The organism is Chlorogloeopsis sp. ULAP02 (genome assembly GCF_038404745.2).
Taxonomy (GTDB): domain Bacteria; phylum Cyanobacteriota; class Cyanobacteriia; order Cyanobacteriales; family Nostocaceae; genus Chlorogloeopsis.
In genome coordinates this window covers 101,435-127,477 of sequence record NZ_JAYKTT020000002.1, presented here as the reverse complement: position 1 = coordinate 127,477, position 26,043 = coordinate 101,435, and the positions used below count along the sequence as shown (strand labels likewise).

The following is a 26,043-nucleotide window of genomic DNA, read 5'->3' as shown; positions in this document are numbered from 1 at the left end:
TGGGTTTGAAACTCGATCCGAAATTTGGTGTGTGAGAAGTTTAACTGAACTAGGAGCAATTTATGAAGCCTGGACTGTTATCTAGTAATTTTCATTTAAAATTAGTCTTAATTTTATTTACTTCTTTGAGTATTTTTGCGGTTAAACCAGTATGGGCAAACGAAAAATTTGTAGGATATCAACTACCCTCGCTCAGTGAAATCGAACTTCCTGCAACTAGCGCTCAAAATCTGGTACAGACACCAACACCAATAAATCCACCTACTACCCCAGAGGAAGTTGTCACAATTACGGGTGTGAAAGCCAATCTCACAGACAAAGGTGTAGAAATCATTTTAGAGACAACCCTTGGGGAAAAACTGCAAGTCACAAATCGCAGTGAAGGTAATAATTTTATTGCAGATATTCCTGGAGCGCAGTTGCGTTTACCATCGGGAGAGGCTTTCACCTTTAAATCGGAGAAGCCTATAGAAGGAATTACCCAAATCATAGTTGCAAATATTGATACGAATATCGTGCGGGTAACGGTAGTTGGTGAGAAAACTTTACCTGCGGTTGAGTTATTCGATGGGAATGAAGGGTTGATTTTCGCAGTCGTATCTACAACAACATCTGCACAGCAACCCCAAACACCACAAACTGAAGAAAAGCCAGCAATGGAGGAACCAGAAGAGGAACCCGCAGCGCAGCAGGATGAGCCGATTGAGTTGGTGGTGACAGGGGAGCAAGACGGTTATCGCGTACCAGATACCTCAGTGGGAACAAGAACCGATACACCTTTGCGAGATATTCCCCAGTCGATTCAGGTGATTCCCCAGCAGGTGCTGCAAGATCGGCAGGTAAGGAGTATTACAGAAGGGTTGGAAAACACGGCTGGCATTACCTCAATTACCAACGCTGCTGACCGTAGAGCCTGGTTCACCGTTCGGGGCTTTGAACATTACGGCGGCTTCCTGATCAACGGCATTCCCGATCCGCAAATTTCTACTCTTGGTGGTTTTGTCAATGCGGAACGTTTAGAAGTGTTGAGAGGCCCTGCTGCCGCTTTATATGGTGAAGTTGGCTCGCTTGGTGGCACTATCAATATTGTGACTCGACAACCATTGAGCGATCCCTTCTACGAAGTAAGTGCGACGGCTGGCAGCTTTAACGACTATCAGGGTACCTTTGATTTCTCTGGCCCCTTCAACGATTCTAAAACAGTATTCTATCGATTGATTGGCAGCTATCGTAACTTCGATACTTTTTTGGATTTTTTTGAAGGGAGTGAAACGTTCATTGCTCCTAGTCTGGCAGTTAAGATAAGTCCAAATACTGATTTCATTCTTGAAGGCGATGTCAATATTGTGGATCGACCAGATGGGGGGTTATCTAAGCCGATTGTAGGTACTATACTCGAAAACCCAAACGGGAAAGTTAGCCGCAGTTTCAACCCAGAAGGCCCCGTAGATAACGGAAAATTTTATAACGGTAGAGTTGGATATCGTTTAGAGCATCGTTTTGATGAAGATTGGAAACTGCGGAATGCATTCCGATATACGTTTGCGATCCCTGATGACCAGGTTAACTTTTTCCCTGATAGCCTTGCTGACGATAACCGTACACTCAACCGAAGCGTTAATGTTGGCAGAGGATACTACAATACCTACTATTTAGATGCCAACCTACTGGGTAAATTCAGCACTGGCTCAATTGAACATCAACTTCTCGTTGGCTTTGACCTAACTAGAGATACAACAGACGTTATTTATGAATTTGGATCTGCTCAACCTATAGACATTTTTAACCCAGTTTACGATCAAAGTTTGAACCTTACAGGACAGCCCACGCTTGACAGCTTTACAACGAGAGACACACTGGGAATCTATCTCCAAGATCAAGTTACGATCGCACAAAATTTCAAACTGTTGTTGGGTGGAAGGCTTGATTTCTTTGGAGAGACTAGTGACAATCGCCTGAGCGATGAAGAAACTAGTCAATCAGAAACGGCATTTAGTCCACGGGTGGGTATTGTCTATCAACCCATTCCATCCATTTCCCTCTATGCCAGCTTCGCTCAATCCTTTGTACCAACAATCGGTATCGCTGCCGATGGAGATCCATTTCGCCCAGAACGAGGAACCCAGTATGAGGTAGGCATAAAAACCGACATCAATGACAAATTTTCCGTAAACCTTGCCTTATATGATTTAACCCGCTCCAATGTTACAACTCCCGATCCGGATAATCCAACCTTTTCGGTGCAAACTGGAAAGCAAAGAAGCCGGGGTGTTGAGTTGGATATTAGTGGCGAGATTTTACCGGGATGGAATATTATCGGAGGCTATGCCTACACTGATGCCAGAATTACCGAAGACAACGATTTAACAATAGAAGGAAATCAACGGTTTTCTGCCCCAGAGCATACGTTCAATTTATGGACAACCTACAGAATTCAAAACGGTGATTTGCAAGGTCTAGGGTTTGGTTTAGGTGTGTACTATATTGGTGAGCGATGGGCGGATAATGCCAATACAGTGGAGTTACCCAGTTTCTTCCGTACCGATGCCGCGATTTTTTATGAGCGCGATCGCTTCCGTGCCGCCCTTAATTTCCGCAATATCTTTGATGTAGAAAGCTACACAAGTGGTGGTTCTAGCTCTTTTATCGAACGAGGCGCTCCTTTTAATTTACTAGGAACAGTGTCCTGGCAGTTCTAAGTTGTTAGATGTTCATGAATATTTCTTCTTTACGCCGCCTCACCCATCTGATACTTTTGAGTATCTCAACAGTAATACTGGTTTCAGCTTGCAGAACAACTGCTGACACCAGTATTACTAGCTATAAACAGCCTGTTGAGGATTGCCGAATTGTGCAACATATCATGGGTAGCACTTGTATCCCTCGCAACCCTCAATGGGTCGTCAATCTGGCTGCGGATACTTTAGCCAATTGTTGGGCGTTAGGTGTCCGTCCGATTGCATCGCCTTATCCTACGGGTTTTCCTTTTCCAAAATATCTTCAAGGTAAAGTAGACCAAGTAGAATCTGTTGGAGATTATAAGACCCCAAACCTAGAAAAGATTTTGAGACTTAAACCAGACCTAATTATTTATGATTCTCAGTATGAGTTGCAGCTGAAAGATATTTACAAAAAATTGTCTTATATTGCCCCTACAGTAGTACTCAATACACCATTTCCTCCGCCCTCTTGGAAAGTTATGTTCGAGGAACTTGCTCAAGTCTTGGGTAAAGAAGAAGTGGGTCAGCAATTGATGTATCAATATTGGCAACGGGTGGAAACAATCAAAGAAATGTTAGGCGAGCAACGCACAAACATGAAAGTATCCATTGGAAATACATCTTCAGAATACGGTATTTGGTCTTATGGAGAAAAGCATTTCTCTGGGTCAGTTTTAAAGGATATTGGTCTGCAACGTCCCAAATCCCAGAGAGGGGATTTCCACTATATCGAAAATATATCCAAGGAAAAAATATCTGATCTTGATGGGGATGTTCTCTTTTTTGTGACTATGGAAAGGGAAGATGATAAGAAGACTTTAGAGAAGCTTAAACAAAGTCCTTTATGGTCACAACTCGAAGTTGTTCAAAAAAATAAAGTTTATGTTGTCGGTGGACATTGGCATAATCAAGATATTTTTGCTATTAATGCCATCCTCGATGACCTCGAAAAATACCTTGTTAACACACCACAAACCTATGATTAAATCTATCTTCTTATCTACAAACAGAAAAAATGAGTGTGATTAAAAAACAGTCACATCGTTTAATTAAGCCGTTTTTACTCATGGCTTTTTCCCTACTTTTAATTACAGCTTGTGACCAACCTGTCAGCCAAAGACATAATATCTCCTTGAAGCCTTCTGTTGAGTGTCGAGTCATTCAGCATAAATTTGGCGAAACCTGTGTTCCATTTAAACCACAGCGTATTATTGCATTAGCACCTGAGACTTCACTCGATCCCTTGATTGCTCTTGGTATTAAGCCAATTGGTTTTACCTCTTATAACTTCAAAGGAGAAGAAGTTCATTATGGTGTCTCATTTGATCAGGTTAAAGGAGCTAAGAATGTTGGGGATGTATCTCAGCCTTCACTCGAAAAAATTTTGATGCTCAAACCTGACTTGATTTTATCGTCAGATAGGCATCAATATAAATTGTTGTCAGCGATCGCACCCAGTGTTCCAGTGTCTTATCCTACGAATTTTAAGATGCCAGCTAATAAAGCTTTCTTTAAAGAAACTCTTCGATATGTTGCTAAAATAGTTGGCGAAGAGACAAAAGCAGAAGAAGTTTTAAATCAATACAACCAGCGAATTGAGGAATTGAAGAAACGCTTAGGAAACCAGTTGGAACAGATAGAGATTTCCGTGATTTTTTACAGTGATGGTTGGATTGGTGAACCGATGAAAAACGTTGATTCAATTTCTACGATTCTAACTGATATGGGGGTACATCAGAAATTTTTATCTCCTGGCAAATACCTCAACATTGAAACCATCAATGAATTCGACACTGATATCCTATTTATTATTGATGTTGAACGAAAAACATCAAGCTTTTATTTTCAACATCCCATTTTTAGCAGCTTAAAAGTCTTCAAAAACAATAGAGTTTATTTTGTGACTCCAGAAAAATGGTACACACTAGGTATATCAGGAGCAAACAAGGTATTAGATGACTTGTTTAAATACTTGCCTGTCAGTTATCAGTAAACAGTTATCAGTTAGCTTTCAAGCGCTTCTAACCAGGCTTGTAAATCAGCCATGCCAGTAAAATCAAGCAAAGCTTCTCCTAAATTTTCCAATTGTTCTAAAGAAAGAGATTCAACACGTGATCGCACCTCCTGAGACAATTCCCCCACCCGACGATTTAGTTGACGGAGGATGAGCGATTTTTCTCCTTCTTCGCGTCCTTCTTCCTTTATTTCCCGGTAAACCCGTGTTTCCCTAAGCGTAATTCCTAACATTTCTTCTACCTCCCTTTGACTCTTATCCTCAACTCGACGCATGAAAAGTCTGTCTAATTCGGCACGAGCATTAAAAACTTACCATTGAGTATCTTAACCCTCAAGTGCGATCGCAATACGAGCGTAGGATGAGTGAAACGGAGTGAAAGCCAACAAAAATAATACGAATCAGCTCTCAGTTACTAAACAATCACTCATAACAAATACCTTTATGAGAATTCTTGTCATTTAACGGTATTCTAAATAGAGAAGCAAATTATCAAATAAGTGTAGTGCTTCAGAATAAATCAACCAGATGACCGCACTATTGCTCTCAAAAGCTTTTGCAAAAAGTTTCAAGATTCTCCTTGCCGTTACATTAGTCAGTACTACATTTGGTGCGATCGCATCCGCAGAGCAGCCCGATTATAGTAATGAACCTGAACCTCTGCAAACAGAGATTACACAGCAAGATCTCAAAATCATTGAGCAATTAGTAGCTATTGCTGAACGTAACTCAGCCGATGTACTAGAAAAAAAAGCTGCAATGGGATTAAATGCCTTTACAGACATCATAGCTCTCGAATTTTCTCCATCTGTGACTACGACCTCAACATCACCAGATTCACCATCTGAGCGTGAAAACAGCTTTTACTTCGCCGTCACTATTGATCCGATTAAATTCATCAGTACTTTTGGGCAACTTCCTGTCTTACAAGCTCGTTGGAAGGAAGCCAGACAGCAAAAAAGATTGGCGATCATGCAATATTATGTTGCCTACATCCAAGCTCGTCAAGCAGCTATGATTGCAGCTTATCGAATGCAAAAATTTACTGGAAGTTCTCGTATTGCCAGCATTGATTCTAGAGCAAGTTCTCGTCAGAATAATCATCTTGCTAATCCTGATTATGTAGCGGCTGCGACATCTATGTTAGATACAAATACGCGCAAACGATTGGCATTAGAAGAATTAGCAGCTTGTGTAGGATTATCTGTGCAAGAATTGAGCGTTATGATTGACAAATAATAAATGTATTATTTTAGACTATTGCGGGTAAACTTAACACAGAAGATAAACTAAAGTGAATTCACGTTTGCTTGGGTATAAAATCGCTCTATGTCTTTAAAAATAGATCGTGGACTGTTTAAGTATGATTTCATAGATTACCACGCAGTTTTATGCGTTCCAGTTGATGCGGATGTTAAAGAAATCCGCAAACGTTATTTAAAAATTGCCCGTTGCCTACATCCTGATAGCTGTGCAGCAGCTAGCGAAGCTGAAAAACACTTAGCTAGCGATTTGCTGTCAAAGTTGGTGAATCCAGCTTACGAAAAGCTCTCTCAAGAAAAAAAACGTACAGAATACATGATAGTGGTGTCGCAAATCGGCAAGCGGCTATTGCAAGAATCGACATCGATAGAACTGTCTTCAGATGTAGCAAAAAATTTGGCAGGGACGCCTCATTTGGAACACACTTATAAAAGTGCGATCGCTAAAATAGCTGAAACCCAATATGACTCGTTAGAGAATCTACTGCAAGTTATTGGTTTAATCAGTGAGTTGAATTTAGTTTATTTAGTACGCAATGTGGGTAAATCAGCTGCTATCCCACCACCAACCGCAGCACCAGTAAAAAATCACACTACAACACCGACAACACATCAAGCTACTCCTGCACCTCCTCCAGTGCAGCCAAAGGAAGAATCGATAGTAGTTCAATATATTCGCCGCTCCCAAGAGTTAATTGCAAAAAATCAATTGGCACAAGCTGAGGTAGAATTACGAGATGCTTTGAAGTTAGAGCCAAATAATAGTCGTTGCCATAGCTTGATCGGTATGCTGTATTTGAGGCAAAATCAAACCACGATGGCAAAAGTTCATCTTGAACGTGCTTTGCAATTAGATCCCGAAGACGAAACAGCGTTGGAGGGAAAACGCAAAATTGAAAGGATTTTGGGACAAAAATCCGGTAGTGCAAAGCCTGTGGCAACGCCATCTACCCAGGTTAAGCGATCGGATAAATCTGAGGGCGGCGGTTTATTTGGTGGTTTGTTTGGTGGGAAGAAAAAGTAATGGTATATCAACCACCAGCGGGAGCGAGGGATTTATTACCCCTAGATGTAGCTCAAAAACGCTGGATTGAAGAAAGACTACAGCAGATATTTCACCGTTGGGGATACCACAGAATTATCACCTCAACGCTAGAGCGCATGGATACATTGATGGCAGGAGGTGCAATTCAAAGACAGACGGTGATCCAATTACAAAATTCTGAAGACGAAGAACTAGGGCTGCGCCCGGAATTAACAGCCTCAATTGCACGTACTGCTGTGACTCGCATGGTAGGTGCTACTCTACCACAACGCTTATACTACAATGCTAATGTTTTTCAGCGCCCGCAAGATTATCGACACAATCAACCACAGGAATTCTATCAAGCTGGAGTAGAGTTGTTGGGTGGCAGTGGCTTACTCGCCGATGCGGAAGTGTTGCTGTTAATTGCAGACTGTTTGCAAGCACTCTCACTAAACCGTTGGCACATAATTTTAGGCGAAGCGGGAATTATCCGATCGCTTTTGGAGGTGTTTCCTGCTGATTTGCGCAATCAAGTTCGTCATGCGATCGCCCATCTTGATCGGATAGCGATAGAAAATTTACCCCTCAGCGAAGAATTGCGAAAACGCGCCCGCATAATCTTGGATCTACGTGGCAAGAGTACTGATGTTCTGCAAAAAGTTAATAGCCTAGACTTAGATCCATTGCAGCAAGAAAGGGTCAACAACCTGAAATCTTTGCTAGAGTTACTTGAAAATCGCGGAAATTTTCCGCTAATTCTCGATCTGAGTCTGATCCAAACCTTTGACTACTACACTGGTGTATCTTTTGAAATAGTCAGCGAAACCGAAACTGGAGTGCGAGTCTTAGGAAGAGGTGGTCGCTATGATCAGCTTTTGGGACTATATCATCCCCAAAGCCAAAATATACCCGGAATTGGTTTTGTTTTTTTTATTGAAGATTTATACCAAGCTATCTCCGATTCAGTGCAATTACCACAAACTATCCCGGCAACTAACTGGTTAGTTGTGGCAGAAAGCGAGAGTGCATACGCGGCTGCTTTTGCCTATGCTCAGAAACTACGCGATTCCACTCATCTGGTACGAGTAGAAATGGATTTGGGAGCAAAGGATGCAGATACGATTCGACAATATGCACGCGATCGCTGTATTCCCCAAATTGCTTGGGTTAAAGTTGATGGCTCCACAAGGATTGAATCAGTAATATAGATTCTGTATGTCTGTAGGAGGTAATGTGGCATTTTGGCAACTTTAGATCCTCAAAAGAGTTTAAGTTAGTCTGATAAATGCCCTTCTATAGTGAATTACGAAAACCTCCTCGCCCCGGTTCATGCCGGGGTATTTTGTTGCAGGCGCTAGTTTTCGACATCAAACCAATCCCCAGTCACCTACAGGGCATAACTCCTGCCAAATTGCCAGATTCTAGCAAACTACTCCTGTTTTCTCTGTGTTGTTTTGTAGATGGAATTAAACAGATCATTTAGGGAGCATCTTGTGATTACTGAACATATGATTGCTAAAGTACTATTTGTGAACATCGACGAAGATGATCGTGGCAGTGGTAGGTAAGGAGAAGAGTAATGTCAGATTTATAAACAATGTTTATAACCAAATTTTTTAATTTTAGGTGTGCGTAAAATAGGCATCACAAACCACTATATTTTTCTAGAGAAGACCACAACTAGTCTTCCTGAGCCTTCTGATCATCATATAGATTGACATCCTCCCCACCCAAAGAGTTGGTGTTTGTGGGGAATCCTTTCATCACTGATTTACTGAACGACATTTGCGCTCGTGACTAGTACAGCAGGAAAGGTTTTGAAGTCATGATTCAGGAAGAAGTTATCCCACTAGCTTGTGTGTAACGTAAAACTAAATATGCAACTGCTGTTGCATATAACGTTGCTGGATGGGAAATATCAAAATGACATTACAGGGTGTAATTTTAGATATAGATGGGACGCTTGTTCTTAGTAATGATGCTCATGCCCAAGCCTGGGTTGAAGCTTTTAAAAAGTTTGGTCATCAGATCGAGTTTGAACAAGTTCGGCCTATGATTGGAATGGGAGGCGATCAAATTATTCCTAAGTTGGTTCCAGGACTTTCGAGCGAGGAAGGCGAGGGAAAAAAGATTGCTAGTTCTCGCAAAGAACTTTTTCTTGATAAATATGCATCAAATCTTGCTCCTGCCAATGGAGCACGAAAGCTACTGTTGAAGATGCAGGAGCAAGGTTTAAGACTAGTTGTAGCCACTTCAGCCAAAAGTGAAGAACTTTCTGTCTTACTTAAAATTGCTGAAATAGATGATTTGCTTGAGGAAACCGCAACATCAAGTGATGCAGATTCTTCTAAGCCAGATCCTGATATTATCAAAGCTGCTCTGCATAAATCTCAATTGCAGCCCGATCAAGTTGTTATGCTTGGCGACACTCCATACGATATCCAGTCAGCAAATGCGGCGGGAGTAGATGTAATAGCCTTTCGTTGCGGGGGTTTTGACGATGCCCAACTTGCAAAGGCAATAGCTATCTACGACACTCCTGCTGACTTGTTGGCACAATACGACAACTCACCCTTAAGCACAGGCAGCAGTTCGCTTGTCTGAATACGGGATGAATACGGGAATATCACGGAAGAGACTAAAATTCCCCCAAACGAGAAATGTTAGGGGGAACTAAACCTCATTTGGACAAAGCAAAGATGTTTCCCACTTCAATCATTGAACTATACAGCACCAGGGCCTCTTCCGCGTTCGTCACTCTCCATTGTTAGTTCGCCTTCTTTGTCTTCGTTTACCTCTGTTAGCTCCTCAACCCGATTTGCAGTATCTTCTTCTGCTTCTTGGCGAGCATCACCTGGTACTTCATAGTACATTTCTGGTTCAACCGCGTAGTTGTTTAACAAACCTTCTTTGTCTACTGTGTAACCGTCTGTAGTCCGGATGCTGTCGCCAGGATGAGTTTGATCGTCAGTAGACGCACCTGCTTCTCTCTGTTCGGTGGGGAGCGTTTTATAAAGTTCTCCTTCTCTTTCTTTACGGGCAGCAGTTTCAGCAGGAATTATATGTCTATCGTATTCGTCTACCTTAGCGCGATCAGAGCTATCTACTGCTTTGTTATAGTTTTCACTAGCCATAATTTTTTATTCTCCTAAAAAATCTACTCAAATCATTTTCAATTTCGAGAACTAGATTAGGTTTTTTAGTAATATAAAATCCACTGTCTTAAGGAGTGTTTTAATTACGAAGACTAATTATTTAATCTATCTTTCGATATACTCTGTGGATCAGAATATTGTTGTGATGTAATTATTTTTGATTTCATATAGCTTTTTCAATTAAATATTAAAGTTTCTTTTTATATTAAAAATAATTATTTATTTTATTTATATTAATTAATCAATTAAAAAATTGGTCAGGTATAAGAGACTATTTACACCTGACCTGGAACACTCAACTAAATAAAGAAGTGTAAACACAGAAGCTTCCTTTCAAAAGCGTAGGCTCTTGCACACAAAAGATAATTTGAGAATAGCTCCACAGAGAGAAGTTTTTATATATTTATGAAAAGTACTTCTCGTAATACTGCGGAAACTTATAGTTATATAGCCAATGGAGATTTTGTTTTTGAGTTTGCTACTACCCTAAAATCTGTTTTTTCACTAAATCAATTTCCGCAACTAATTCCCGTCTAGTTGAAGTTTTGAGTAGATAACGAAAAGTAAACCAACTTGCGTAACCAATGCCAATCAACTCAAATAGCGGCTGTGCAAGTGGAATATCGTTAACTGCATCCAGCATTGCCAAAATAACTTTGACTGAAACGAGTGCCACCAAAACCCAACCTAAACTGAACAGAGGTTGCTTGTATGTATTAAAAAATTTTTCTAGGTATTCGGGAAATTTCTCAAAAAAATCTGCGATTATTCTGTTAATTTGTTGCCATTGGTTTTCAGGGGATTGAGCTGGCGGTAGGATGGGTAAGTTTTGAGTGTCTGTACCTTCAATTGCAGCTACATCGCTTGGTGAGGCAATTTCACCGTACTGTATTTTTTCAGCTTCCATATATCTCCTATTTTTGTAATAAAAGCTAAATTATCATGAAACAATTTTATTTGTATCACTTAATATTGATATTTCGACATTTGTGTATCTTCTTTTCATCAAACTTTTGACATAATGTTTATCTCTATCCTAAGTAATATTGATTCATAGTAAATCCCGTAAAGTAAGTAAAAATTATCAAAATTTATAGTATATAAAATTACAAAAATATAATATAAAAATGATTTATAAAGTATAAAATAAACCGAGTCTACGTAAAGGCTTTGCAGGCTCGGCTGTAAAAATATTTATTTTTACCTAGTCTAGCGGGAAGTTTCTTGAAATTATTTACGCTGAGTAGTGAATATTGTAGTAAACATCATCAGTAGCCCGCCCATGATAATTAAAATTGCTACTCCTCCTGTGATCAAATCCAAAAGGCTGGTATTATCCATGATTATTTGTCCTGTATCAATGTCAAATGACTATTGATTAATTTAAAAATCTACTCCACGCTTAAGTTCTACGCCTTGATTTGCATAGTGCTTATGGCAGTATACCTCAGAGTGAATACTAGCCAAATCGAAATATGCAGGTTGATTTTGGCAACGACCAGTGATGATAATTTCGGTGTGAGGGGGTTTGCGTAGTAAGGTTTGAACAATTGGTTCTACAGGGAGTAGTTCTAAGTCAACAGTGGGATTAAGTTCATCGAGAATAATAGTTTTGTAAAGCCCGGAAGCGATCGCTGTTTTGGCAATTTCCCAACCCCGCTCGGCTTCTACGTAATCTAATTCTTGTCGAGAGTTGCGCCAGACAATTGCATCTCTACCGCAGCGCTGATGATCTACTACATCTGGATAAGACTGCTGCAAAGCTGCCAGAGCCGCATCTTCTGTATAACCAGTACCGCCTTTAAGCCACTGCATGATTAACACACGGGTAGAACCTGGATGATTAATTCCTCTACCGATGGCTTGCAAAGCTTTACCCAACGCACTAGTAGACTTTCCTTTACCTGCACCAGTATAGATTTCTATACCTTTTATTCCCTGTGCTTTGGCGATCGCATGGTGATGAGGTTTCATTTCTGAGTGTAAATCTGCGATATCAAGCAACTGTTGCGGTGTACCACGCCCAGTAGCAATAATTTCTAACTCGTGGGGTTTAGATTTAAGTATCCGCACTACTTCATCTGTCGGTAGTAAACCCAAATCCAGAACAGGGTTAATTTCATCTAAGACAACAACTGAATACAAACCAGAGGCGATCGCACCTTTTGCCACATCCCAACCCCGTGCTGCCTCATCTTTGTCAAAGGGGGTAATTTCATCTGGGCCAAAAAATTCTGCTCTGCCAGTACGAACTTGGTCGATTAAATGAGGAAATCCTCGCTGCAAGGCAGTAATAGCCCCATCTTCATCATAATCTCGTTCTGGCCCTTTTAAAAACCGCAGCAGCAATACACGGTTGGAATTGCTTGGTGTATTTATCCCCAAGCCAATTGAGCGCAAAACGACTCCTAAAGCAGCTTGAGATTTACCTTTGCCTGCACCATCGTAAACGTGAATTTGTCCTGTAACCCGTTGTTGACGCACTTGCGCTGTGCGAATCCCGATGCCGTTCCTTGTCATCTCACTAAAAGCTCTAGAGTAGCAGTCTTTAATCTTACCCAAGGTTTTGCCGAATCAGCTAGGGAGTGGTTAGTGGTTTATTACTCCCCCTCTCCCACTCTCCCCCTCCCCGTGTCCCCGCGTCCCCGTGTCCTCTTCAATACCCAATCACTAACCAAACTGGAAGAATGGGGTAATTGCCCTCATCAATTGACTAGCTTGCGGCTATACTTTCTTCAGTCACATCTGGAAAGTTACTAAGTTATGTTTGATTATCCTATGATTCCCGAAGTTATTCCCTTGGGTGCTATTTTATTTAACTTTTTATTTATATTAATAGCAATTCCTATAGAAGCATACATTTTAAATAGACGTCTCAAGTTTGATAAAAGAACATCTAGTTACTATGCTATTGCCATTAATTTATTTTCTAATGCTATTGGTTGGAGCATTTTTTTCATTTTAGAACCATTTCTGGCAGTACAGTTAAAGTCAGAGTTAATTAGCTACATTTTCTTTCATCGTTTCATCTCATCCAATATCCAAACGATAATTATTTTAACTGCTTTTATAATTTTCTTTAGTACTTTTTTTATAAAAGTTTTATTGTTAAGAGTTTTATTATTGTCTCTTTCTGATTTTAAAAAAATTGAACCTGTTAATATTAACAGACGAAGAAATTCTCGACAGGACAATAGATTAAAGATACAAAATACAAATTTAGTTACTGCTGTCTTGATAGCTAACGCGCTAAGTTATAGTGCAATTTCTATTATTTTATTTTTGATTCCAAGACAAGTATAGAAAGTTAATTATATAGAGGCTTAATTATGCAATTAATTAAAGATGCATTTGGTTTATTTAATTTATTTGGAGATGTTTACGAAAGAATTAGAAAAATTTTAATTCCACCAAAAGCTTATTCCTGGCAAACCTTAATTTATTTGAGTATTTTTTCTTTGTTAATGTCATCGCTATCTAGTGGTTTGGTTAGGGATATAATCGCTTTTTGTGGTTGGTTATTTTTAATCGCGGGAACTGCTTGGTATACAACTGATAATCCTTTACTTATCCCTGGTACTAATATGCCAGTTGGTGCATTAATCACCGGATTTTTAGTTAGTGCTTTTGCTTTTAGACAACAAGAAGATGTAATCACAACAAATACAATTGTTTTCTGGCCGACAATTTCTGCATTAATTACTGCTATTCCAGAATTTTTTGAAGGCACAGGAACTGATGTAAATCCTCAAATTCCAAAGCTGGAAGACCGTCAAAAAATAATTATTTTAATTGCTAGTAGTATGGTACTTAGTTGCTGCTTGCAATTTACATTTGTAGTAAATAAGTGGTATCAAGAATATCCTAGTTTAAAGAAAGATAATTTCCAGCGCACCTTTGTTGTCAAATTAGTACCATCAAGTGAAACTTCACAAAATGGGGCTATAATTTTAGATAAACTTGAGCCAAGAATAGAACAGCAAATTGCCGAGAGACCTTGGTCAGAAGTAGAACAATGGCTATTAGAAGCAAGACAAAGAGTTGGCAATTTAGGCAGACAAGTTATAGAAGCTAACTTACGTGAATATGAAGAAAGGTCTTTATGGCGAGTTGAACCCCGTATATATAACCTTAAATCTGGGTATAAATTAGATTTATTTAGCATTTGGAGTGGCCCTTCTTCCGCCGGGCGGGGATATTATTTGAGGAAAACTTGTCGCATTGAACCGATCGCAAAATCTAATAATACTTTTGTTCGTAGTAGAACAGATGACAAATCTGTAATAGCGGAATTTGATTGCGATCCGGTGAGTAAACCTATTTTGGAGCCACCACCGGATTTACAGTGAAGAGGGAGACACGGTGACACGGGGATGCGGGGACACCGGGAGGGAGAGAGGGAGAGAGGGAGAGAGGGAGTAATAAAACACTAACTACTAACTACTGTACGGGTGGGTTTAGAAGAGAAATTGTCTATTTAACCAAAAACAACCGGGGAAACTCCGGCAATGCGCTGCCTCCCCTACTACTAACCACTATCAAATGACTATTGACTGTTGACAAATGACTCATTACAAATGATTCATGACAATTGACTAATGGCTAAATAGCAATGAATCTCGGCAGAATTTCTGTAATAGCAATGAATGTGTTTAGGGAAGTAATACGCGATCGCATTCTATTCATTATCGGCTTTTATATTCTCATACTTGCTGCTGCTATGAGTCTGCTTCCAGAAATTTCCGCCAGTACAGAAAATAAAATTTTTCTGGATTTTGGTTTGGCGGCAGCGAATATCCTTGGTTTAGTAGTAGCAGTATTTGTTGGTACAGGGCTAGTTCACAAAGAAATCGAGAAGCGTACAATTTTGGTGCTGATGGCTAAACCAATAGCCCGCAGTGAATTTATTATTGGTAAATATTCGGGTTTATTGGCAGTACTTGCGGTTCTCATGGCTGCCATGACAGGAATTTACGTGGGGTTTTTACAATTTGACAAAATAGATCATTCTACAACTAGTATTCTGATTGCTGCATTTTTCCAATTTCTACAGTTGTCTTTAATCGCTGCTGTCGCAATTAGTTTGGGTGTATTTACTAGTTCCCTATTAGCGACGGCTTTAACCTTTTTTGTTTATTTAACGGGAAATATTACTCAAGATTTATTACAATTTGCTCGCTTGGGGCAAAATCCAGGTATTCAACGTCTTACTCAAGCTTTATATCTGATCTTGCCAGATTTATCTCGATTAGATCTAAAAAATGATGCTATCTATGGGCTAGAAGCATTACCTAACTCAATGACTCTGGTTGCGCATACTGTTTACGGGTTAGTTTACAGTTTGATGTTGCTGGCGATCGCTATATTTATCTTTTCGCAAAGAGAATTTTGATTTTGCTGAGGGACTAAAAGCTAATAGCTTTTTAATTTTTAACTATTAGCTGTTAGCACCAACAAGCTTTTCACATCTCAAATAGAATTTTAGTCTAAATTCTCTAAATAAATGCTATGTGATGTTGATGAATTATACCATCAGGCATAATAGTTTCATACATTTTTGCATTCTTGAGATTTGTATTTTCAATATTTGCTTCACTCAAGTTTGCTGCTATTAAATTTGCCCATCTTAGATCCGCAGCTGTTAAATTAGCTTGATTGAAATTTGCTTCTATTAACATTGCTCCACATAGCTCTGCGTCTGTAAGAATTGCTCTAGTTAAGTTAGCTTCAATCAGTGATGCTTCGATTAACATAGCTGAACTCAAATCTGCTTCTCTTAAATCAACACCACACAGAGAAGCACCCCAAAGTTTGCTACTGCTTAGTTTTGCCTGCCATAAAAAAGCGCCACACAAATCTGCCTGTCTTAAATCGGCTTCACTCAAATTCGCTTGAGATAAATTTGCTTCTCGTAAATTTGCCGCTCTTAAATTCGCTTGAGATAAATTTGCTTCTCGTAAATTTGCACCAGTCAAAATAGCCCCACTGAGATTTGCACCACGCAAATCTGCTCCAATAAAGTTTATTCCACTCAAATCAACTTCTCTAAGGTCAATACCACTTAAATTACATCCACTGAAGTCTCTACCTCCAGAATTGTTATTTGTGATTTGACTTAAAGGACTAAGACTTTTTTGCTGCTCAGTATGATTTTTCATTTTATTTACCTGTAGCTGTCCTAATGTAAAGTTTCTTAAATTTCACCCCGATAGTCTCTGTATTTTGAGAGTACACCTCCGGGATCAAAAAACAGGGTCACTAATTGAGAAAAATTGGAAAAATAATCTGCCTTAAATCGTGAATACATTCAAAATACGTTACTAATCGAGTATTTCATGTCAAAAGGCTCTGATAATCATCAGGGAAAATTAATAACTGAGAACATTTAATTTTATTAGTATTCTCAGCTACGGAAATTTTAATTTTGATTTGTCAACTAATTAAATTCTGATTAATTAGTAATAAATACTTAATACTTAAGGCGATCGCATTGGCAATGGTTTCCAATCAGAATAACTGTCAAGGTGTCCCCAGTATGCCATGTAACCAGTAAAGGCAAAAATTAGAGCAGCAGCTACTAGTACAATCGCACCTAATAAACGCCAAGAACGATTTGTTTTGAAATAGAGTGTTGGTGCAGCACAAACTCCACCCAATCCCGTTAAGATAAATCCAATTCCTGATAGGAGTGGTTGTCGCGTTAATCCCAGGTTAATTATGCGTGTACCAACTAAAATCGCAGTTAGTCCAGCGAAAAAGCCGTAAATTGCTACTGTTAGTAAATCCCAACCAAAGGCTAAAGCCAAAGAAGTGGTGAGGAATAAAATACCAAATAAAACACTTGTCTCACCATAAGCAATATTGAAGATACCAGTAACTGGCCATGTGAAAGTCATGTGTAAGCCGGTAACGAGTGCGATCGCTCCCGTCATGCCAAATCCAGGAATCCAAAGTTTTTTATTAGCACCATCCATACCAAAATATACGTAGCCAGCAAGGAAAAATAGCCCAGCTACGAGATTAATCAACATCAAAGTGATGTAGTTAATAAACACGATTTTGATTATTTACCCATTGACAGTGTTTCACTCACATTTGAATACATATACTGATTGTTTGAAAATCTATATTTAGAAGCATTTTTATAATTTTTTACTTTCTTCTCCCCAAGCTTGTAGCTGCAAATAAACCAACACCAGCGTTACACCTAACAACACCGTTGCTGCTGCCGCTGCATAACCAAAATCAAATTGACCAAAAGCTTCTTGATAAATGTAGTAAACCAGTAAATTAGTAGAATTTAAAGGGCCGCCACCAGTAATTACATAAACTTGCTCAAAACTCCGTAAAGTGAAAATCATAGTGGTGACAAACGCGAATACAATAGTAGGTTGCAATCCGGGTAAGGTAATATGCCAAAACTGCTGCCAAGCGTTTGCTCCATCAAGTTCTGCGGCTTCATAGCGACTGGAGGGAATTGTTTGCAACCCTGCTAAAAAAACCACCAAATTAAAGCCCAGTTGTTTCCAAATACTCAAGATAATTAGCACTGGCATTGCCCAAATGGTGCTACCTAACCAAGGAATTGAATCTATACCTATACTCTCCAAAAGCCCGTTTATAGGGCCATTATTTTGAAACAACCAGCGAAATCCTAAACCTGCTGCAACCAGGGAAATAATTGAAGGTAGAAAGTAAGCACTTCGGAGCAGTCCTCGCAGTGCCAAAGTCTGATTTAATAATACTGCTAGTACCAAAGGAATAACTAGACTAGGCAAAACAGTGGCAAGGGTAAAATAAACTGTATTAAAAATTACTTGCCAAAAATCTGAGGTGAAGAGCAAGCGCAAGTAGTTTTTTAAGCCTACCCAATGAGTACCAACAGAGGTGAAACTTCCAGCAGTAAAGCTGAGGTAAAACAAATAGGCAATTGGCCACAAGACAAATATACCTAGAAAAATCAGTGCTGGAGCTAGAAAAAACCAAGCCGCAACTGTATCGTTGTCTAGCGGTTGACTACCAAAAAAGCGTGAAGGTTTCATAACAAGTGCGACAGTTTGAAATACTAAGATTGTTTAAAGTTATTGGTTAATTTTGACAGGCGATCGCAACCACACACAACTTATGAGATTTATGAAGTACACAACACGGTAAAATTCATAGGGGTTTGTGCTGTACTCTTTTGCACAGGTAGTTGAAGCATGGAATCAAATTTTTTGACGGCTGTTTTTCTGCCCTTAGCTCTATTTATCATTATGTTGGGTATGGGGCTAACCTTGACTTTGGATGACTTTAAACAAGTTTTGATCTATCCTAAAGCAGTAATTATTGGTCTATTGGCACAGTTGGTAATGTTGCCAATAGTGGGTTTTGGAATCGCGTCAATATTTTCCCTCAGCCCAGACTTGGCAGTTGGTTTGATGATTCTAGCAGCTTGTCCTGGTGGTTCTACTTCCAATATGATTACATTTTTAGCTAGAGGAGATGTTGCCCTTTCGATTACGCTAACAGCCGTTAGCAGCTTAATTACTGTTTTCACAATTCCCTTGATTGTTAATCTGTCGATGCAGACTTTTTTGAGGGAAAGCACAACCCTACAACTACCGTTTTTGAGTACTGTTTTACAAATCGCACTGATTACAATTGTGCCAGTAACAATTGGGATGCTTATGAAGCGTTACGTTCCTGGCTTTGCCAAACAAGCAGACAAGTCTGTGAAATGGCTGTCTTTATTTTTCCTAGCGATAGTAATTGCTGGAGTACTCCTCAAAGAACGCAATAACTTTATTTCTTTTGTGATTGATGTGGGCTGGGTAACTCTGGCTTTGAATGTGGTATCAATGGCTCTAGGATTTGCGATCGCCACTTTAACAAGATTGAGTAAACAACAAACTACAGCAATCACAGTGGAAGTGGGAATTCAAAATGGCACTCTGGCGATCGCTATTGCTTCAGCACCAACGCTACTCAATAGCCCAACAATGGCTATTCCCGCTGCAATTTATAGCCTGCTAATGTTTGTTACTGGGGCGGGGTTCGCTTGGTGGGTGAATCGCCATTCAACTTTATCAAAGGCGTAATTTACATAATTAAGTAGCCCTTACTGAACTGCATACATCATGGTAGGGAACAGGTTACAGGGAACAGGGGCTAGGAAATGGACGCGGGGACAAACACACGCGGGGACACAGAGAGGATATTTCTCCCACTCTCCCTCTCTCCCCCTCTCCCTCTCTCCCACTCCTCTTCCTCCTGCCTTCTGCCTTTTTATGAGTAATTCTTCAATCGTAGATACTTCCACACCTTGCCTGATTTCTCCCAATATTCTCTGCCACCAATCTTCACATGGCACTCCCTTAAGATTAGGTATTCTGGCTTCAGGAAATGGTAGTAATTTTGAGGCTATTGCCAATGCCATCCAAGAGGGGCAACTCAATGCTCAAATCCAAGTTTTAATTTACAATCAGCCAGATGCTTATGCCGCAGTACGAGCAGCTAATTGGGGTGTACCATCTGTATTTCTCAACCACCGGGAATATAACACTCGTGAAGATTTGGATCGACAAATTGTACAAACTTTGCGGCAGTATGATGTCGAATTTGTAGTTATGGCTGGTTGGATGCGACTGGTAACGCAAGTATTAATTGATGCTTTTCCCCATCGAATTATCAATATTCATCCCAGCTTGTTGCCCAGTTTTAAAGGTGTGCGTGCCGTAGAACAAGCCTTAGCTGCTGGTGTAAAAATTACTGGTTGTACGGTGCATTTGGTTTCTCTAGAAATGGACAGCGGCCCGATTTTAATTCAAGCAGCAGTCCCTATCATGCCTGATGATACACCAGAAAAACTCCACGCTAGAATTCAAGTGCAGGAACATCAAATCTTACCGCAGGCGATCACTCTGGCAGCCCAACAACTACAAGCTCTAAACACAGCCTCGTAAAAATACGCAAAACCTATTAAGTAATACTTTGATTAAGCTGAATTTTTCATGAAAGAGTATGGTTGAATTAACACCTCAGCCGGAATTCTCAATGAGGAATGTAAACGTCGAATCATTTCTAGTGTTAGTGCTTGCTGGCAATTTAAAATTTTTGTAACCTCTCCCAGACTCCCAATAATAGGTTCCAAATCATCAGCAGATAAACCAGCTTCCACCAGTGTTGTTAAAATTTCTAAGCGATCGCAATTTTATGTATCAGGTTCTGCATCAAATAATCTTTCAATTTCATCAAGCGCAGCACGATAATCAGCTTCAGTTCGGATGGGATGGAGTTTGAGCATTTTTTAATTGTTTAATACTGTCCAACTTTCCACAAATAGCTAGAAAGCATATTAGTAATCACATGAGCCACGATTGGCACTAATAAGTTATCACTGAAAAGGGCGCTATATCCAAGTATAAATCCAACAAAAGTAGCCCAAACCACATAAGGCCATTGTTGAACACCACTCAAGTGCAAGACACCAAAGGAAATACTAGAGAAAAATACAGCTAAGTGATCTAATCCAAAAGCTGGCAACATCACACCGCGAAATAATAATTCTTCGCTCAACCCTGGTAATAATCCCAGCCAGATTAAATCTGGTAGCGCTAACGGTTTTAGTACTATTTCTAAGTAATAATTAGCACTTTTACGATAAGGAGGACAGTGCTGATAAGCCAAGCCGCTTAAGCCAGTAATGCTTAAGCCCAAACCAATTCCTAATAGTAAAGCCCTTATGTCCCAACGCCAAGACATAAGATAAAAGTTACCAAAGTGCAACCATACTTTGGCAATGATCCACAAAATAGTAGCAGTTACTCCCATTGCCACCAGTACTTGGGTACGTGTCATATATGGCATTTCTGGCTCTTGATTTTGGTGTTGAGTCACGGGAGTTTTTATCTATATAGAAGGGCAGGGGAGCAGGGCAGTGAGAGTAATAAACAATTATACGAAGCGACTAATCGCGTCTTTACAACCACTAACAAATAACTAATGACTAATTACTTAAACAATGTAAAGACGAGCTTTTGGCGCTAAGGGAAAAAGGATCTATACCCGCTTTGTGGGCAACCAATACACCTACTGCCTCCAAATATGAGTTTACCTGTATTGATTTTATCCCTAATGGCTGAGAAGGAACTTGAATCTGAGTTTTATTTTCATTCACTGTCACGATTAGACATCGCTGCTGGTTTAAACTCAGCAAAGCGCTGCTGCCACAAGCGGTTGCTGGTGCGATCGCTGCATCGACTCGATCAGCCCAAATATCTTCTGGTTGTGGTATTTGGTAAGTTTGTCTGGCAATAAACTGTGGTGCACGACTCAAACCCACAAGTACACAGGGCAAAAAAGTATAGCCCAATTCTTCTGCGGCAGAACGAGGAGATAAATTTGGATCGAGAGGTGGAGCCTCAAAGGCGGGAGCATGAGCGCAGGGAATGCGAAACTGTCGCACTACTAAATGGCTAATAACAGCTTCTGCTCCTGCAATGGGATCGACTCCTTTGCCATGACGGTAATTTTGCTCTGCTTCCTCATCAAGATGATCGGGAAAACGAGTAACTACTGCGATCGCTTCTGCCCCTGCTTTTTTAATTAGTACCTCCACTGCCCGTAGCAAACTATCTGGGTTGCCTATTGTTCCCCAGCTAGCACCAGAAGCCGCATTACGTAATTCTACGTTTAATGGAGCATCTGTAATTACATAATCAGTCAAGGATATTCCCAGGGTAGCTCTAGCTGCATCTGCTGCCTGCAATTGTCGCAGCCGCAGATCTGGCTCAATCCCTTGATCTAACACCAAACCCACACGATTTTGGTGTATTGGACGCAAACCCCAATACCCGGCAGCCAATTTGTCTAATCCATAACCTTCCACATAAAAAGTATTGGGCAGGTTCCAATACAAGCTTGCACCATTAAGGACATTTGGATGAGTAATGAGGCGATCGCAAACCTGAGCGATCGCTCTTGCAACAGGCAATGCATCCCCTGCATATCCTCCAATTGCAGCCCCAATCCCAGTAGGTATAATTAAAATAGCAGTGTATGGACGTTGATTCACAAGTTGCTCCAATTAAGGATGGAAGTAGATAGTAGGGGCGGGTTTTGTTTATTATCTTGCTGCTAACACTGAATAATTTACCTTTTAAACCCGCCCGTACAATAGATAGTAGATAGTTGTGATATTTACTACTAACTACTGCAAGGGCGGATTTTAACAGCAATCTCTCTAAAATAACGAGATATTTATGTAAACTCACCCCTACTACTCTACTAACCACTAACCACTAACTCTTATTCTTTAGTTACCACAGCTTCAATCTTTACTTTTTGTTTTTCAATATCCACAGAGGTAATAGCCCAACGTAGAGGTTCTCCCTGCTTTTGCAACTCTGCTTCAATTACTTTTTGCAATTCCGTCGGAGTTTCTTGTAAGTCAATTTCGGCAGTAATAAAATGAGTTGTCATTGCAATATCTCCTTATACTTTTTACTAAGTAAGCTAATAACTGATTTCAGGTAAATAGCTCATAGCTAATAGCTATAAAAAATTAGTAATCAGCCATTAACTTTTACCAAATTGTAGCTGATAAACGATTTCTTCTTTTTCTGTGGCTATTTTTAAATCAGAACGCGGATAAGCAACGCAAAGCAGTACATATCCTTGTTTTTGTAGTTCGGGACTTACACCCATGCCATCAGTTTGATCTACAGTTCCTTGCAGGATTTGACCAGCACAAGTTGTACAAACACCAGCATGACAAGAGCTTGGTAAATCTAACCCAGCCGCTTCTGCAACTGATAATATAGTTTCATCCTCAGGAACTTGTAAAGTATGAATTTTACCTTGATGTTGAATTTCTACAGTGTATGTTTTTGACATGGTACAAAATAGTTTGTGATGTAAATAACAAATCAAATATCTTATATTAAAAATAGGTAGAGATACAAATCAATGAAATAAATATTTTCTTGTCAGAGTTATATATGCAATAGTAGCTATACAAGGACAATTATAAATCCTTGACACAGAAAAACTAAAACTAATAATCTTTTGCTCTGTTAATTACACCTGAAAACTATTATCAGGTAAAACAACCCTGAGAGTAGGGAAGTGATTATAACCACAAGAAAAATTGTTGCCTGAACCAAGGAAGAGTAAAATGCTGGAATCATACCGTCAACACGTAGCTGAACGCGCTGCTTTAGGAATTCCCCCCCTACCTCTGGATGCCAAGCAAACCTCCGAATTGTGCGAACTACTGAAAAATCCACCTGCGGGTGAAGAAGAGACATTATTGCATTTATTGCATTTATTGCGTGATCGCGTACCTCCCGGAGTTGATCCAGCAGCTTACGTCAAAGCCGGATTTCTCACTGCTATTGCCAAAAAGGAAATCATCAGCCCCTTGATTTCACCAATCGAAGCAGTACAATTGTTGGGGACAATGGTAGGAGGCTATAATGTTCAATCCCTAATTGAATTGCTGCAAACTCCCACCACTTCTGTATCCGAATCTTCCGAAACACCATTGGTAATGGGGGGACAAGGCAAAGAACCGATCGCAGCTTATGCCGCCAACGCCCTCGGCAAAATCCTACTCGTGTATGATGCCTTCCACGATATTTTGGAATTGTCCAAAACAAATCCCTATGCCAAACGGGTGATTGACTCTTGGGCAAAAGCCGAATGGTTTACTGCTCGTCCGAAACTGCCAGAATTTATTAATGTCACCGTCTTCAAAGTTCCTGGGGAAACCAATACCGACGACTTATCTCCCGCAACCCACGCCACTACCCGCCCAGATATTCCTTTACACGCCTTAGCGATGTTGGAATCACGGATGCCAGGCGCGTTGGAAACCATTGCCGAATTAAAGCAAAAAGGATATCCAGTTGCCTACGTCGGTGATGTAGTCGGTACGGGTTCTTCTCGCAAATCTGCCATTAACTCAGTATTGTGGCACATTGGTAATGATATTCCTTTTGTTCCCAACAAGCGGGCGGGTGGATATGTTTTAGGTGGTGCGATCGCCCCAATTTTCTTCAACACTGCCGAAGACGCTGGCGCTTTCCCCATCCAGTGCGATGTCAGCAAGATGGAAACTGGCATGGTGATTACTATCTATCCCTACAAAGGCGAAATCACCAACGAAGCAGGCGAAGTAATTTCTACCTTTACCCTGAAACCAGATACAATCCTTGATGAAGTTCGTGCAGGTGGGCGCATTCCCTTACTTATTGGACGCACTCTCACCGATAAAACTCGGCAAGCACTGGATTTAGAACCCAGCACAGTCTTCACCCGTTCAACCCCCCCTGTTTCCCCCTCAAGCGGGGGGGAAACAGAAGGCGGGGTAAAAGGTTACACCTTAGCACAAAAAATGGTGGGTAAAGCCTGTGGTTTGCCTGGTGTACGCCCCGGTACTTACTGCGAACCAATCATGACTACCGTTGGTTCCCAGGATACCACCGGGCCAATGACGCGGGATGAGTTGAAAGAACTCGCCTGTCTCGGTTTCTCCGCTGACTTAGTAATGCAAAGTTTCTGTCACACCGCAGCTTATCCCAAACCAGTAGATATCAAAACTCACCATGAGCTACCCGACTTTTTCGCCTCTCGTGGTGGTGTGGCTTTACGTCCCGGAGATGGTATCATCCACTCTTGGCTAAACCGGATGTTACTGCCGGATACAGTCGGAACTGGTGGCGATTCTCACACCCGCTTCCCCTTGGGAATTTCCTTCCCTGCTGGCTCTGGGTTAGTGGCGTTTGCTGGAGCTTTGGGAGTAATGCCTTTGGATATGCCAGAATCAGTTTTGGTACGCTTCAAAGGAGAATTGCAGCCCGGTGTAACTTTGCGAGATATTGTGAATGCCATTCCCTACGTAGCAATTCAAAAAGGTTTGCTAACGGTAGAAAAGCAAAACAAGAAAAACGTCTTCGCCGGGCGGATCATGGAAATAGAAGGCTTGCCAGATTTGAAAGTTGAGCAAGCATTTGAACTTACCGATGCTACCGCAGAACGTTCTTGTGCGGGTTGCACAATTAAACTAAGTACAGAGACAGTTTCCGAATATCTGCGTTCTAATATTGCCTTGTTGAAAAACATGGTAGCACGGGGTTACGGTGATGCTAAAACTATCATGCGTCGTGTTGCCAAAATGGAAGAATGGTTGGCAAATCCGGTATTAATGGAAGCAGATGCAGATGCGGAGTATGCCGAAATCATTGAAATTGATTTGAACGAAATCAAAGAACCAATTGTCGCCGCTCCCAACGATCCTGATAACGTGAAATTATTGTCAGAAGTTGCAAACGACAAAGTTGATGAAGTATTCGTCGGTTCTTGCATGACGAATATCGGTCATTATCGCGCGACTGCTAAAGTTTTAGAAGGTGCAGGCGCAGTTAAAACTCGCTTGTGGATCTGTCCGCCGACTCGCATGGACGAACACCAATTAAAAGAAGAAGGCGTATATGGCATTTTTGGTGCTGCCGGTGCGCGTACAGAAATGCCAGGATGCAGTTTGTGTATGGGGAACCAAGCACGAGTTGAAGATGGCGCAACGGTGTTTTCAACCTCTACCCGCAACTTCAATAACCGCATGGGTAAAGATGCGCGAGTTTATCTTGGTTCAGCCGAATTAGCAGCAGTTTGCGCTTTGTTGGGAAGAGTTCCCACAGTGCAAGAATATATGGACATTGTGACGAATAAGATTCATCCTTTTGCTGGTGAGTTGTATCGGTATTTGAACTTCGATCAAATTGCTGGTTTTGAGGATGAAGGTAGGGTGGTTTCTAAAGAGGAGGAGGCTTTGTTGGTATAGTTTAACGAGGGTGAGTCTTAATGGCTCACCCTAATATATTTC

General features: G+C 40.5%; 23 protein-coding genes and 2 pseudogenes. 13 read left to right on the top strand and 12 right to left on the bottom strand.

Going from position 1 to position 26,043, the window contains the following annotated elements; all coding sequences use genetic code 11:
- Window positions 1-62: 62 nt before the first annotated feature.
- From U2718_RS02730 to U2718_RS02720, 3 genes are read left to right on the top strand one after another with little or no spacing between them, the layout of a single operon-like run.
- Window positions 63-2,699: a TonB-dependent siderophore receptor gene (locus tag U2718_RS02730; RefSeq protein ID WP_341994834.1), complete on the top strand. Its 2,637-nt coding sequence runs from the start codon at window positions 63-65 to the stop codon at window positions 2,697-2,699.
- A 14-nt stretch (window positions 2,700-2,713) separates the two neighbouring features.
- The gene (locus U2718_RS02725) at window positions 2,714-3,706 is read left to right on the top strand and encodes an iron-siderophore ABC transporter substrate-binding protein (RefSeq protein WP_341994832.1); all 993 of its coding nucleotides are present in this window, start codon (window positions 2,714-2,716) and stop codon (window positions 3,704-3,706) included.
- A 35-nt stretch (window positions 3,707-3,741) separates the two neighbouring features.
- Complete coding sequence (locus tag U2718_RS02720; RefSeq protein WP_341994830.1) at window positions 3,742-4,713, top strand: iron-siderophore ABC transporter substrate-binding protein; 972 nt, start codon at window positions 3,742-3,744, stop codon at window positions 4,711-4,713.
- An 11-nt stretch (window positions 4,714-4,724) separates the two neighbouring features.
- On the opposite strand, the pseudogene U2718_RS02715 reads toward U2718_RS02720, so the two are convergent.
- Window positions 4,725-4,997: pseudogene (locus tag U2718_RS02715) on the bottom strand (DUF4351 domain-containing protein); the annotation flags it as partial.
- 265 nt (window positions 4,998-5,262) lie between these two features.
- On the opposite strand from U2718_RS02715, the gene U2718_RS02710 reads away from it, so the two are divergent.
- From U2718_RS02710 to U2718_RS02695, 4 genes are all read left to right on the top strand, one after another.
- A complete protein-coding gene (locus tag U2718_RS02710; RefSeq protein WP_341994828.1) occupies window positions 5,263-5,973 on the top strand; it encodes a hypothetical protein in 711 nt (236 codons plus the stop codon).
- A 90-nt stretch (window positions 5,974-6,063) separates the two neighbouring features.
- Window positions 6,064-7,020 carry a J domain-containing protein gene (locus tag U2718_RS02705; protein ID WP_341994826.1) on the top strand — a complete coding sequence of 319 codons (957 nt, stop codon included), beginning with the start codon at window positions 6,064-6,066 and terminating at the stop codon, window positions 7,018-7,020.
- Window positions 7,020-8,231 carry an ATP phosphoribosyltransferase regulatory subunit gene (locus U2718_RS02700; protein ID WP_341994824.1) on the top strand — a complete coding sequence of 404 codons (1,212 nt, stop codon included), beginning with the start codon at window positions 7,020-7,022 and terminating at the stop codon, window positions 8,229-8,231. Before U2718_RS02705 ends, U2718_RS02700 begins: the two co-directional genes overlap by 1 nt.
- 715 nt (window positions 8,232-8,946) lie before the next feature.
- Window positions 8,947-9,627, top strand: a complete 681-nt coding sequence (locus U2718_RS02695; RefSeq protein WP_341994822.1) for an HAD family hydrolase — start codon at window positions 8,947-8,949, stop codon at window positions 9,625-9,627.
- Between the two features lie 119 nt (window positions 9,628-9,746).
- Here the strand turns inward: U2718_RS02695 and U2718_RS02690 are convergent, their stop codons facing one another.
- The 3 genes from U2718_RS02690 to U2718_RS02680 all read right to left on the bottom strand — a co-directional run bounded on the left by U2718_RS02690 (window position 9,747) and on the right by U2718_RS02680 (window position 12,698).
- Window positions 9,747-10,157: a hypothetical protein gene (locus tag U2718_RS02690; protein ID WP_341994820.1), complete on the bottom strand. Its 411-nt coding sequence runs from the start codon at window positions 10,155-10,157 to the stop codon at window positions 9,747-9,749.
- A gap of 502 nt (window positions 10,158-10,659) precedes the next feature.
- Window positions 10,660-11,085, bottom strand: coding sequence for a CAAD domain-containing protein (locus U2718_RS02685; protein WP_341994818.1), 426 nt, complete (start codon window positions 11,083-11,085; stop codon window positions 10,660-10,662).
- A 476-nt stretch (window positions 11,086-11,561) separates the two neighbouring features.
- Entirely contained in the window at window positions 11,562-12,698 is a 1,137-nt protein-coding gene (locus U2718_RS02680) for a cob(I)yrinic acid a,c-diamide adenosyltransferase (RefSeq protein WP_341994815.1), read from the bottom strand.
- Window positions 12,699-12,941: 243 nt separating this feature from the next.
- On the opposite strand from U2718_RS02680, the gene fraC reads away from it, so the two are divergent.
- The 3 genes from fraC (at window position 12,942) to U2718_RS02665 (ending at window position 15,570) form a co-directional block, all read left to right on the top strand.
- The gene (fraC, locus tag U2718_RS02675) at window positions 12,942-13,481 is read left to right on the top strand and encodes a filament integrity protein FraC (protein WP_341994813.1); all 540 of its coding nucleotides are present in this window, start codon (window positions 12,942-12,944) and stop codon (window positions 13,479-13,481) included.
- Between the two features lie 26 nt (window positions 13,482-13,507).
- Window positions 13,508-14,527 (top strand): septal junction protein FraD, encoded by a 1,020-nt coding sequence (gene fraD, locus U2718_RS02670; RefSeq protein WP_341994811.1) that lies wholly within the window; start codon window positions 13,508-13,510, stop codon window positions 14,525-14,527.
- A 263-nt stretch (window positions 14,528-14,790) separates the two neighbouring features.
- The gene (locus U2718_RS02665; protein WP_341994809.1) at window positions 14,791-15,570 is read left to right on the top strand and encodes an ABC transporter permease; all 780 of its coding nucleotides are present in this window, start codon (window positions 14,791-14,793) and stop codon (window positions 15,568-15,570) included.
- Between the two features lie 103 nt (window positions 15,571-15,673).
- Here U2718_RS02665 and U2718_RS02660 read toward each other — a convergent pair whose 3' ends face one another.
- The 3 genes from U2718_RS02660 to U2718_RS02650 form a co-directional block, all read right to left on the bottom strand.
- The gene (locus U2718_RS02660) at window positions 15,674-16,336 is read right to left on the bottom strand and encodes a pentapeptide repeat-containing protein (protein ID WP_341994807.1); all 663 of its coding nucleotides are present in this window, start codon (window positions 16,334-16,336) and stop codon (window positions 15,674-15,676) included.
- Between the two features lie 318 nt (window positions 16,337-16,654).
- On the bottom strand, window positions 16,655-17,209 hold the full coding sequence (locus U2718_RS02655; protein WP_341995121.1) for a DUF981 domain-containing protein: 555 nt from the start codon (window positions 17,207-17,209) through the stop codon (window positions 16,655-16,657).
- A 111-nt stretch (window positions 17,210-17,320) separates the two neighbouring features.
- Window positions 17,321-18,220, bottom strand: a complete 900-nt coding sequence (locus U2718_RS02650) for a sugar ABC transporter permease (RefSeq protein WP_341994805.1) — start codon at window positions 18,218-18,220, stop codon at window positions 17,321-17,323.
- 159 nt (window positions 18,221-18,379) lie between these two features.
- Between U2718_RS02650 and U2718_RS02645 the strand changes: the two genes are divergently transcribed.
- Both U2718_RS02645 and purN read left to right on the top strand, forming a co-directional pair.
- Window positions 18,380-19,258 (top strand): bile acid:sodium symporter family protein, encoded by an 879-nt coding sequence (locus U2718_RS02645; RefSeq protein WP_341994803.1) that lies wholly within the window; start codon window positions 18,380-18,382, stop codon window positions 19,256-19,258.
- A gap of 189 nt (window positions 19,259-19,447) precedes the next feature.
- Window positions 19,448-20,122, top strand: a complete 675-nt coding sequence (gene purN, locus U2718_RS02640) for a phosphoribosylglycinamide formyltransferase (protein ID WP_341994801.1) — start codon at window positions 19,448-19,450, stop codon at window positions 20,120-20,122.
- A gap of 32 nt (window positions 20,123-20,154) precedes the next feature.
- Here purN and U2718_RS02635 read toward each other — a convergent pair.
- The 5 genes and pseudogenes from U2718_RS02635 to U2718_RS02615 all read right to left on the bottom strand — a co-directional run bounded on the left by U2718_RS02635 (window position 20,155) and on the right by U2718_RS02615 (window position 23,054).
- Window positions 20,155-20,463 (bottom strand): annotated as a pseudogene (locus U2718_RS02635) (helix-turn-helix domain-containing protein).
- An 11-nt stretch (window positions 20,464-20,474) separates the two neighbouring features.
- Window positions 20,475-21,056 (bottom strand): CPBP family intramembrane glutamic endopeptidase, encoded by a 582-nt coding sequence (locus U2718_RS02630; protein ID WP_341994799.1) that lies wholly within the window; start codon window positions 21,054-21,056, stop codon window positions 20,475-20,477.
- A 109-nt stretch (window positions 21,057-21,165) separates the two neighbouring features.
- Entirely contained in the window at window positions 21,166-22,233 is a 1,068-nt protein-coding gene (locus U2718_RS02625) for a DUF3326 domain-containing protein (protein WP_341994797.1), read from the bottom strand.
- Between the two features lie 233 nt (window positions 22,234-22,466).
- On the bottom strand, window positions 22,467-22,640 hold the full coding sequence (locus tag U2718_RS02620) for a hypothetical protein (protein ID WP_341994795.1): 174 nt from the start codon (window positions 22,638-22,640) through the stop codon (window positions 22,467-22,469).
- Between the two features lie 96 nt (window positions 22,641-22,736).
- Window positions 22,737-23,054 (bottom strand): 2Fe-2S iron-sulfur cluster-binding protein, encoded by a 318-nt coding sequence (locus U2718_RS02615; RefSeq protein WP_341994793.1) that lies wholly within the window; start codon window positions 23,052-23,054, stop codon window positions 22,737-22,739.
- Between the two features lie 280 nt (window positions 23,055-23,334).
- On the opposite strand from U2718_RS02615, the gene acnB reads away from it, so the two are divergent.
- Window positions 23,335-26,001 (top strand): bifunctional aconitate hydratase 2/2-methylisocitrate dehydratase, encoded by a 2,667-nt coding sequence (gene acnB, locus U2718_RS02610; RefSeq protein WP_341994791.1) that lies wholly within the window; start codon window positions 23,335-23,337, stop codon window positions 25,999-26,001.
- Window positions 26,002-26,043: the final 42 nt, after the last annotated feature.

Bases quoted from the DNA above. Each gene is read 5' to 3' on its own strand.
- U2718_RS02730 (WP_341994834.1), top strand. From the start codon at position 63: ATGAAGCCTGGACTGTTATCTAGTAATTTTCATTTAAAATTAGTCTTA.
- U2718_RS02725 (WP_341994832.1), top strand. From the start codon at position 2,714: ATGAATATTTCTTCTTTACGCCGCCTCACCCATCTGATACTTTTGAGT.
- U2718_RS02710 (WP_341994828.1), top strand. From the start codon at position 5,263: ATGACCGCACTATTGCTCTCAAAAGCTTTTGCAAAAAGTTTCAAGATT.
- U2718_RS02705 (WP_341994826.1), top strand. From the start codon at position 6,064: ATGTCTTTAAAAATAGATCGTGGACTGTTTAAGTATGATTTCATAGAT.
- U2718_RS02700 (WP_341994824.1), top strand. From the start codon at position 7,020: ATGGTATATCAACCACCAGCGGGAGCGAGGGATTTATTACCCCTAGAT.
- U2718_RS02695 (WP_341994822.1), top strand. From the start codon at position 8,947: ATGACATTACAGGGTGTAATTTTAGATATAGATGGGACGCTTGTTCTT.
- U2718_RS02690 (WP_341994820.1), bottom strand. From the start codon at position 10,157: ATGGCTAGTGAAAACTATAACAAAGCAGTAGATAGCTCTGATCGCGCT.
- U2718_RS02685 (WP_341994818.1), bottom strand. From the start codon at position 11,085: ATGGAAGCTGAAAAAATACAGTACGGTGAAATTGCCTCACCAAGCGAT.
- U2718_RS02680 (WP_341994815.1), bottom strand. From the start codon at position 12,698: ATGACAAGGAACGGCATCGGGATTCGCACAGCGCAAGTGCGTCAACAA.
- fraC (WP_341994813.1), top strand. From the start codon at position 12,942: ATGTTTGATTATCCTATGATTCCCGAAGTTATTCCCTTGGGTGCTATT.
- fraD (WP_341994811.1), top strand. From the start codon at position 13,508: ATGCAATTAATTAAAGATGCATTTGGTTTATTTAATTTATTTGGAGAT.
- U2718_RS02665 (WP_341994809.1), top strand. From the start codon at position 14,791: ATGAATCTCGGCAGAATTTCTGTAATAGCAATGAATGTGTTTAGGGAA.
- U2718_RS02660 (WP_341994807.1), bottom strand. From the start codon at position 16,336: ATGAAAAATCATACTGAGCAGCAAAAAAGTCTTAGTCCTTTAAGTCAA.
- U2718_RS02655 (WP_341995121.1), bottom strand. From the start codon at position 17,209: ATGTTGATTAATCTCGTAGCTGGGCTATTTTTCCTTGCTGGCTACGTA.
- U2718_RS02650 (WP_341994805.1), bottom strand. From the start codon at position 18,220: ATGAAACCTTCACGCTTTTTTGGTAGTCAACCGCTAGACAACGATACA.
- U2718_RS02645 (WP_341994803.1), top strand. From the start codon at position 18,380: ATGGAATCAAATTTTTTGACGGCTGTTTTTCTGCCCTTAGCTCTATTT.
- purN (WP_341994801.1), top strand. From the start codon at position 19,448: ATGAGTAATTCTTCAATCGTAGATACTTCCACACCTTGCCTGATTTCT.
- U2718_RS02620 (WP_341994795.1), bottom strand. From the start codon at position 22,640: ATGACAACTCATTTTATTACTGCCGAAATTGACTTACAAGAAACTCCG.
- U2718_RS02615 (WP_341994793.1), bottom strand. From the start codon at position 23,054: ATGTCAAAAACATACACTGTAGAAATTCAACATCAAGGTAAAATTCAT.
- acnB (WP_341994791.1), top strand. From the start codon at position 23,335: ATGCTGGAATCATACCGTCAACACGTAGCTGAACGCGCTGCTTTAGGA.